At 71.8% G+C, this 8231-nt stretch carries 7 protein-coding genes; all 7 read left to right on the top strand.

The genetic code is table 11. From position 1 onward, the window contains the following. Positions 1–753: HAD family phosphatase (locus QL987_RS02480; protein ID WP_290156116.1), on the top strand; the 753-nt coding region annotated here is incomplete at its 5' end. Beyond that, positions 750–1874 (top strand): tRNA (adenine-N1)-methyltransferase, encoded by a 1125-nt coding sequence (locus QL987_RS02475; protein ID WP_290156115.1) that lies wholly within the window; start codon positions 750–752, stop codon positions 1872–1874. The genes QL987_RS02480 and QL987_RS02475, both read left to right, overlap by 4 nt. Before the next feature lie 42 nt (positions 1875–1916). After that, the gene (locus tag QL987_RS02470) at positions 1917–2864 is read left to right on the top strand and encodes a hypothetical protein (RefSeq protein ID WP_290156114.1); all 948 of its coding nucleotides are present in this window, start codon (positions 1917–1919) and stop codon (positions 2862–2864) included. A gap of 30 nt (positions 2865–2894) precedes the next feature. Continuing rightward, entirely contained in the window at positions 2895–3977 is a 1083-nt protein-coding gene (locus QL987_RS02465; RefSeq protein WP_221849532.1) for a WYL domain-containing protein, read from the top strand. Then, positions 3970–4941, top strand: a complete 972-nt coding sequence (locus QL987_RS02460) for a WYL domain-containing protein (RefSeq protein WP_221849533.1) — start codon at positions 3970–3972, stop codon at positions 4939–4941. Before QL987_RS02465 ends, QL987_RS02460 begins: the two co-directional genes overlap by 8 nt. A gap of 94 nt (positions 4942–5035) precedes the next feature. Then, positions 5036–5788: a twin-arginine translocase subunit TatC gene (gene tatC, locus QL987_RS02455; protein WP_290156118.1), complete on the top strand. Its 753-nt coding sequence runs from the start codon at positions 5036–5038 to the stop codon at positions 5786–5788. Beyond that, on the top strand, positions 5785–8220 hold the full coding sequence (locus QL987_RS02450; protein ID WP_290156112.1) for a DEAD/DEAH box helicase: 2436 nt from the start codon (positions 5785–5787) through the stop codon (positions 8218–8220). Before tatC ends, QL987_RS02450 begins: the two co-directional genes overlap by 4 nt. Positions 8221–8231 lie beyond the last annotated feature (11 nt).

Raw genomic sequence — 8231 nt, 5'->3', positions numbered from 1 at the left:
CCCGCCCAGCCCACGAGCGTGCTGCCCGATGCCGTGCTGTGGGACATGGACGGCACGATCATCGACACCGAGCCGATCTGGCAGGAGTCGCAGGTCGTGCTCACCGCCCGTTACGGCGCCGAGTGGACCCACCAGGACGGTCTGTCCCTGGTCGGCAGCGGACTGGAGCGCTCGGGGGAGATCCTCCGCGACAAGGGCGTCGACATGGAGGTCGAGGAGATCGTCCAGTGGATGACCGACTACGTGGTCGAACGGCTGCACGGCGACGACCTGCCCTGGCGTCCCGGCGCCCGTGAACTCGTCGAGGAACTGCACGACCGTGGGATCCCGACCGCCCTCGTGACGATGTCCCGGCGGGCGATGGCGCTCGTGACGGCCGAGGCGTTCGGCGCCCGCGGCTTCCGGGTCGTCGTGGCCGGCGACGACGTGGACCGTCCGAAGCCGCACCCGGACGCCTACCTGGCCGCCGCCGCACAGCTCGGTGTCGAGCCCACCGCCTGCATCGCGATCGAGGACTCCGCCACCGGTGTCGCCTCGGCCCGCGCCTCGGGCGCCGTCACCGTCGCGGTCGAGCACATCGTGCCGATCGCCGAGGGCGCCGGCGACGTGCACCTCACCACCCTCAGCGGCGTCGACGTCGACCGCCTGCTCGAACTCACCGGTCCGGCGCTCACCGCGCGTGCCGCCGAACGCCAGGGAGGCCCGGCCTCCGACCCGACGTCGGCCCCCGTCACCGAAGGGGATGCGCGATGAGCGACGACACCACCACGACGGACGCCGGAGCGCACGGCGCTGGTGCGGCCGACCACACCGTCTCCGCTGTGGAGGTCGAGCTGCCGCACACCGCCGGCGGCGCCCCGCACACCCCGCCCCGCGGGCCGTTCCGCGCCGGCGACCGGGTGCAGCTCACCGGCCCCAAGGGCAAGCTCACGACGCTGTCGCTCGAGCCCGGCGTGGTCTACCACACGCACCGCGGCATGCTCGCCCACGACGACGTCATCGGGCAGCCGGACGGTTCGGTCATCCGTGCCAGCACCGGCGACGAGTACCTGGCGCTCCGCCCGCTGCTGAACGACTACGTGATGTCGATGCCCCGCGGTGCCGCGATCGTCTACCCGAAGGACGCGGCCCAGATCGTGGCCTTCGCGGACGTCTTCCCGGGCGCCCGTGTGGTCGAGGCCGGCGTCGGCTCGGGTGCCCTGTCGCTCTGGCTCCTCCGCGCCATCGGCCCGACCGGCAGCCTGCAGTCCTTCGAGCGCCGCGAGGAGTTCGCCGCGATCGCCCGGGGCAACGTCGGCACCTTCCTCGGCGCCGTCCCCGACAACTGGTCCGTCACCGTGGGCGACCTGGTCGAGGAACTGCCCGAGGCCGTCGAGCCGCAGAGCATCGACCGTGTCGTGCTCGACATGCTCGCGCCGTGGGAGTGCGTCGACGAGGCGGCGGACGCGCTCGCTCCGGGCGGCCTCATCGTCTGCTACGTCGCGACCGTGACGCAGCTGTCCCGCACCGCCGAGGCGCTCCGCGACACCGGACGCTTCACCGACCCGCAGTCCAGCGAGACCCTGGTGCGCACCTGGCACGTCGAGGGACTGGCGGTCCGTCCGGACCACCGGATGGTGGCGCACACCGGCTTCCTGATCACCGCCCGTCGTCTGGCGGACGGGGTCGTCCTGCCGAACCTCAAGCGTCGTGCCGGCAAGGCCGAGTTCTCCGACGAGGACGTCGAGGCCTGGACGCCCGGCGCGGTCGGCGAACGCGGGGCCAGCGACAAGAAGCTCCGGAAGGTCGCCCGCCAGGCGGCTGCCCAGGCCCGCAAGGTCGCCGCTGCCGAAGCGGCCTCGGCGGCGTCCGACCCCTCCGACGGCGACCGGTAGGCTTCCCCCGTGCCCGTCCTGCATCGACCGGAAAGAGGATCCGTGCGCGCCATCCCCGCACTCGTCGTCACCATCGGACTCCTCGCGTCGCTGACCGCGTGCGCCACGCCCGGGGCCGGAACGGTCGGCACGTGCGCCCCCTCCGGCGCCGCGTCCGAGTCCGTGACGGCGAAGGGCGCCTTCGGTTCGGAGCCGAAGGTCAACGTGCCCGCCGGTCTCACGGTCCGCGGCACCCAGGTCTCGGTCCTCCGCCAGGGCGACGGCCGCACGATCGGTGACGGCACCCCCGTGCTGCTCGAGTACACGCTCGTCGACGGTGCCACCGGAGCGGTCGCGCAGACCACCGGCTACACCGGCAGCACCGCCCCGCTGACGGCCGGTTCGACCAACGGCGGCGCGCTCGGCAAGGCGCTCGAGTGTTCGCGCGTCGGCGACCGCCTCGCCGTGGTGATGCCGAAGTCGGCACTCTCGGGCACCGCCGCCACCGCCGACTCGGGCTCCACGTCGTCGAAGGCCGAGGACTCCGCCGTCTTCGTCATCGACGTCAAGCGCGCCTTCGACGCACGTGCCTCCGGGACGCCCCAGCTGGCGGGCGACGGCATGCCCGCCGTCGTGCTCGCTCCGAACGGCGCGCCCGGCATCACGATCCCCTCGTGGTCGGCGCCGAAGGAGAACGTGCAGCACCTGCTCCGCAAGGGCGACGGTGCGACGCTCACCGCGAAGGACACGGTCGTCGTCAAGTACACCGCCGTCTCGTGGGGCAGCAGCACGGCCGACTCTGCCGTCGTGGGCTCCAGCTGGACCGACGGCTCCGGCGCGCAGCCGTTGCCGCTGGCGAAGGGCCAGATCGCCGAGGGCATCCGCAAGGCGCTCCTCGGTCGTCACGTCGGCGACCAGGTCCTGGCGATCGACCACGAGCAGGGTGCCGCGTCCGGGTCCGCGTCCGCGTCCGCGTACGTCATCGACGTGCTCGGCGTGATGCCGCGCTGACGCGCACCGCAGGCTGCGTAGGATCGGCACGTGCCCACCACTCGTGCTCCCCGTGTGCCCGCTGAGGAACGGCTGTTCAGCCTCGTCCTGGCGCTCCTGTCGACGGAGTCCGGGCTGACGAAGTCCGAGATCCTGGCGAACGTCCAGGGCTACCGGCAGCGCTACAGCACCGGCGGGGACAACGCCTCGCTCGAGCGTCAGTTCGAGCGGGACAAGGACGACGTGCGCGAACTCGGCATCCCGCTCGAGACCATCGAGACGCCGGGCGCGGCGGGCAACAACCAGACGCTGCGCTACCGGATCCCGAAGGGCGAGTACGACCTGCCGCTCGACGTCCGGTTCACCCCGGACGAGTCCGCACTGCTCTCCCTCGCTGCGATGGCGTGGCGTGAGGGTGCACTCTCCGCGGACTCCCGCCGCGGGCTGCTCAAGGTCCGCTCGGCCGGGTCCGACGACGACGGGTCGGAGCACGACGCGGGCGACGGTGCCGCCGCCATCGGCGCCTACGCACCACGTCTGCGCACCCGCGACGCGGCCTTCGAGCCGCTGCGCTCGGCCCTCGACCGTGCGGCCGCCGTCCGGTTCTCGTACATCACGCCCGGGCACCACGAAGCCCGGGTCCGCGAACTCGCCCCGCTGGCGCTCGTGCAGCACGGTGGCCGGTGGATGCTCGCGGCACACGAGTTCGCGACCGACTCCGAGAAGAACTACCTGCTCGCCCGGATCGTCGGTCCGGTCACCCAGTACGAGGTCGGGCAGCACCCGGCTCCCGCCGACGCGGGGGAGCGGGCACTGGCCGGGCTCGACCGCGTCTGGGCGGAACGCACCGCAACGGTGCACGTGGGCCCGGGCTCCGACGCCGAGCGCCGACTCACCCGACGCCGGGACACGACCTCGACGACCGAGGGCGAACTCGTGATCCACCACGTCGACCCGCAGATCCTGGCCGAGGAACTGGCCGCCTTCGGGCCCGAGGTCCGCGTCGTCGAACCCGAGGACCTGCGGCAGCGTGTGGTCGACCGGCTCCGGGTGCTCGTCGAGGACCACACCGGCGCGCCCGACCTCGGTGCCGCGGACGAGACCACGGGGAACGACGGAGCGACGCATGGCTGACGCGCAACCGCTGCAGGCGCAGGACAAGCTCGCCTTCCTGCTGGCCCTGGTGCCGTACCTGATCGACCGGGAGCGCGTCTCGGTGTCCGAGGCCGCCCGGCACTTCGGCGTCCCGGAGTCCCGGATCCGTCGGGCAGTCGAACTGATCGCGGTCTCCGGTGTCCCCGGCGAGACCATGCAGTACCAGCACGGCGACCTGTTCGACATCGCCTGGGACGACTTCGACCAGAACGACATGATCGTCCTGACGAACCTCGTGGCGATCGACGACGCCCCGCGGCTGTCCGCCCGCGAGGCCTCGGCGCTCATCGCCGGCCTGCAGTACCTGTCGGCGCTGCCCGAGGCCGCCGACAAGGACGCCATCCGCGCCCTGATGGCGAAGCTGTCCCGCGGTGCCGGTGGTGCCTCGGGCAACGTCGCCGTCGGCCAGGACCTGCACGATGCCGCCCTGACCGTCATCCGAGAGGCCATGTCCGGCCGCCGCGGGCTGCGGTTCGAGTACGCCGGTCCGCGGACGCAGGGCAGCACCCGCCGGGTCGACCCGCTGCGGGTGGAGTCGATCGACGCGGACTGGTACCTCCGCGCCTGGGACCTCGACCGGGCCGCCGTCCGGACGTTCCGACTCGACCGGATGTCCGGCGTGCGCGTCGACGACCGGCCCGCGGAACGCACGCTCGACGACGTCGTGCTGCCGGACACGCTGTTCCAGCAGAGTGCCCAGGACGTCATCGTGACCGTGGAGCTCGACGGCTCGTCGCTGCCGCTGGTCGCGGACTTCCTGGCCGACACCGCGGACGCCCCCGACGACGGCGGACGGGTGCGCATCCGGCTCGCCGCGTCCGCCGGCTTCGACGGGGTCGTTCGCCTGGTGGCCGGGCTGCCGGGCCGGGCCGTGGTGCTCGACCCGCCGGCGGCCCGCCAGGCCGTGCACGACTTCGCCGCAGCCGCGCTCGACATCCACTGACGGAGCGCTGCCGTAGGATCGGGGCATGGCTTCGACGACCGCGAGCGGGCGAGGGAAGCGGCAAGGGCGCCTTCCCCAGGAGCCCGAAGGCCGCATGTCCCTCGGTCAGCACCTGATCGAGCTGCGCAACCGTCTGTTCAAGGCGGTCATCGCGGTCCTCGTCGGCGCGATCGGCGGCTGGTTCCTCACGCCGTTCGTGCTCGATTCGCTCCGGTCCCCGGTGACGCAGCTCGCCCGGGTCGGCGGTCACACGGCCGAACTCAACTTCCCGATGATCACCGGTGCGTTCGACCTGCGGTTGCAGATCGCGATCACGATCGGTGTCGTCATCGCCGGTCCGGTGTGGCTGTACCAGATCTGGGCGTTCATCGTCCCGGCCCTGGTCCGGCGTGAGAAGCAGTACGTGTGGGGCTTCCTCGGCACCGCGATCCCGCTGTTCTTCGCCGGGTGCGCGTTCGGCTGGTACGTCCTGCCGCACGTGGTCGGGATCCTCGGCAGCTTCGTCTCCGCCCAGGACACCTCGATCGTCGACGCGAAGGCCTACTACGACTTCGTCATCAAGCTCATCGTCGCTGTCGGCATCGCCTTCGTGCTGCCGGTGTTCCTGGTGCTGCTGAACTTCGTCGGCGTGCTGTCGGCGGCGGCGATCATCCGCTCGTGGCGCGTCGCGATCGTGCTCATCCTGATCTTCACCGCCCTGGTGACCCCGTCGGCGGACATCCTGTCGATGTTCATCCTGGCGATCCCGATGGTCGTGCTGTACTTCGCGGCCTGCCTGGTCACGTGGATCCACGACCGCCGTGTGGCGAAGCGCCAGGCGAAGCTCGACGAGGAGTACGGCCTGTGACCGAGACGAGCCTCAGCCCCGCCGAGCGGTTCGCCGCCGCGAAGGTCCGCTCACGCTCGCGGAACCTCGAGCTGTTCCGGACCGACCTGCGCTTCGACCTCGACCCGTTCCAGTTCGCGGCCTGCGACTCGGTGGACCAGGGCCGGAGCGTCCTGGTGGCCGCGCCGACCGGTGCCGGCAAGACGATCATCGCCGAGTTCGCGATCTGGTTGGCGATGCGGCAGCCGACCGCGAAGGTGTTCTACACGACGCCGATGAAGGCGCTGAGCAACCAGAAGTACGCCGAGCTCGTGCAGGCCTACGGCGAGACCGAGGTCGGGCTGCTCACCGGCGACACGAACGTCAACCCGCGGGCCCGCGTCGTCGTGATGACGACCGAGGTCCTGCGCAACATGATCTACGCCGACTCGGACCTGCTCGACGACCTGGCCTGGGTCGTCCTCGACGAGGTGCACTACCTGGCCGACCGGTTCCGCGGGGCGGTCTGGGAAGAGGTCATCCTGCACCTGCCGACCGAGGTCCGGCTGGTCTCCCTGTCCGCCACGGTCAGCAACGCCGAGGAGTTCGGCGACTGGCTGCAGACCGTCCGCGGCGACACCGACGTCATCGTGTCCGAGGACCGTCCGGTGCCGCTCGACCAGCACGTCCTCGTCGGCAACAAGATGGTCGACCTGTTCGACTCGTCGGGTGCGGCGGCGACCAATCGCGTCAACCCGGAGCTGCTCCGTCTGGTGGGCAGTGCCTCCCGGGGGTCCGGCGGTCCCCGCGGCCGACGCGGGCGCGGCGGGTTCCCCGAGCGTCGCGGTCCGCGCACCGAGAAGGCGCACCGCGAGCAGATCGCGAAGATGCTCGACGAGCGCATGCTGCTGCCGGCGATCTTCTTCGTGTTCAGCCGCAACGGTTGCGACCAGGGCGTCCGGCACGTCGTGCGCTCCGGGCTGTCCCTGACGACCGCTGACGAGCGTCGGGAGATCCGCGAGACGGCCGAGTACCACTGCCGCACGCTCCTCGACGAGGATCTGGCCGTGCTCGGCTACTGGGAGTGGCTCGAGGGCCTCGAACGCGGCGTCGCCGCCCACCACGCCGGCCTGCTGCCCGCCTTCAAGGAGGTGGTCGAGGACCTGTTCCAGCGCAAGCTCGTCAAGGTCGTGTTCGCCACCGAGACCCTGGCGCTCGGCGTGAACATGCCGGCGCGCACCGTGGTGCTCGAGAAGCTCGAGAAGTTCAACGGCGAGGCCCGGGTGCCGATCACGCCGGGGGAGTACACCCAGCTCACCGGCCGTGCGGGTCGTCGTGGCATCGACGTCGAGGGCCACTCGGTCGTGCAGTGGACGGACGGTCTCGAGCCGCAGGCGGTGGCCTCGCTCGCGAGCCGTCGGACGTACCCGCTCAACTCGTCGTTCAAGCCGACGTACAACATGGCCGTCAACCTCATCGAGCAGTTCGGCCGCGACCGGACGCGCGAGGTCCTCGAGACCTCGTTCGCGCAGTTCCAGGCGGACCGGTCGGTCGTCGACCTGGCACGCAAGGTCCGCTCGCAGCAAGAGTCGCTCGACGGGTACCAGGACGCCATGCAGTGCCACCTCGGCGACTTCACCGAGTACGCGGCGCTCCGCCGACGTCTCTCGGACCTCGAGCGCACGAACGTCCCCGGTGGTCGGGAGGCGTCGCACGGTGCCCGGCAGGAGCGCCAGGCCGCGATCAGCGAGGTCCGACGCCAGCTCCAGCGCCACCCCTGCCACGCCTGCCCGGACCGCGAGGCCCATGCCCGCTGGGCCGAGCGCTGGTACAAGCTCAAGCGCACCAACGACAAGCTCGTGCAGCAGATCCGCTCGCGCACGGGAGCGGTCGCGACGACGTTCGACCGGGTCACCGACGTGCTGCTGGCGCTCGGGTACCTGGTGCAGGACGCGCAGGGCGACGTCACGGTGGCCGCCGGTGGTCGGCGCCTGCAGCGCATCTACGGCGACCGCGACCTGCTGGTCGCCGAGTGCCTGGAGGCGGGGGTCTGGAAGGACCTCACGCCCGCGCAGCTGGCCGGCATGGCAGCGACGATCGTCTACCAGCCGCGTCGTGAGGACGCGCCCGGCACCGAGCACGCCGTCCCGCGTGGCGCGTTCCGTCCGGCGCTCGACGAGACGCTGACGATCTGGTCGCGCCTGGACGACGTCGAGCGGGACGCCCGACTCGCGGGCTCCGAGCCGCCGACCCCGGCCATCGCACTCGGCATGTTCCGCTGGGCGTCCGGCTCGCCGCTCGACGACGTGCTGCGCTCGCTCGACCTGGCCGCCGGTGACTTCGTCCGCTGGTCGAAGCAGGTCATCGACCTCCTCGACCAGATCCGAAACGCCGGCGACCCCGACCTGGCGCAGGTCGCACGTCGTGCCACCGACGCGGTCCGCCGCGGCATCGTCGCGTACGCGACGGTCTGACGGGAGGCCCG

The organism is Curtobacterium sp. APC 4022 (assembly GCF_030407555.1).
Taxonomy (GTDB): domain Bacteria; phylum Actinomycetota; class Actinomycetes; order Actinomycetales; family Microbacteriaceae; genus Curtobacterium.
Note: the sequence above shows the minus strand (reverse complement) of the source record. Positions and strands in the feature narration are given on the sequence as shown.

Excerpts from the sequence above, each read along its gene's own strand:
- QL987_RS02475 (WP_290156115.1), top strand. The coding sequence starts at position 750 with ATGAGCGACGACACCACCACGACGGACGCCGGAGCGCACGGCGCTGGT.
- QL987_RS02460 (WP_221849533.1), top strand. The coding sequence starts at position 3,970 with ATGGCTGACGCGCAACCGCTGCAGGCGCAGGACAAGCTCGCCTTCCTG.
- tatC (WP_290156118.1), top strand. The coding sequence starts at position 5,036 with ATGTCCCTCGGTCAGCACCTGATCGAGCTGCGCAACCGTCTGTTCAAG.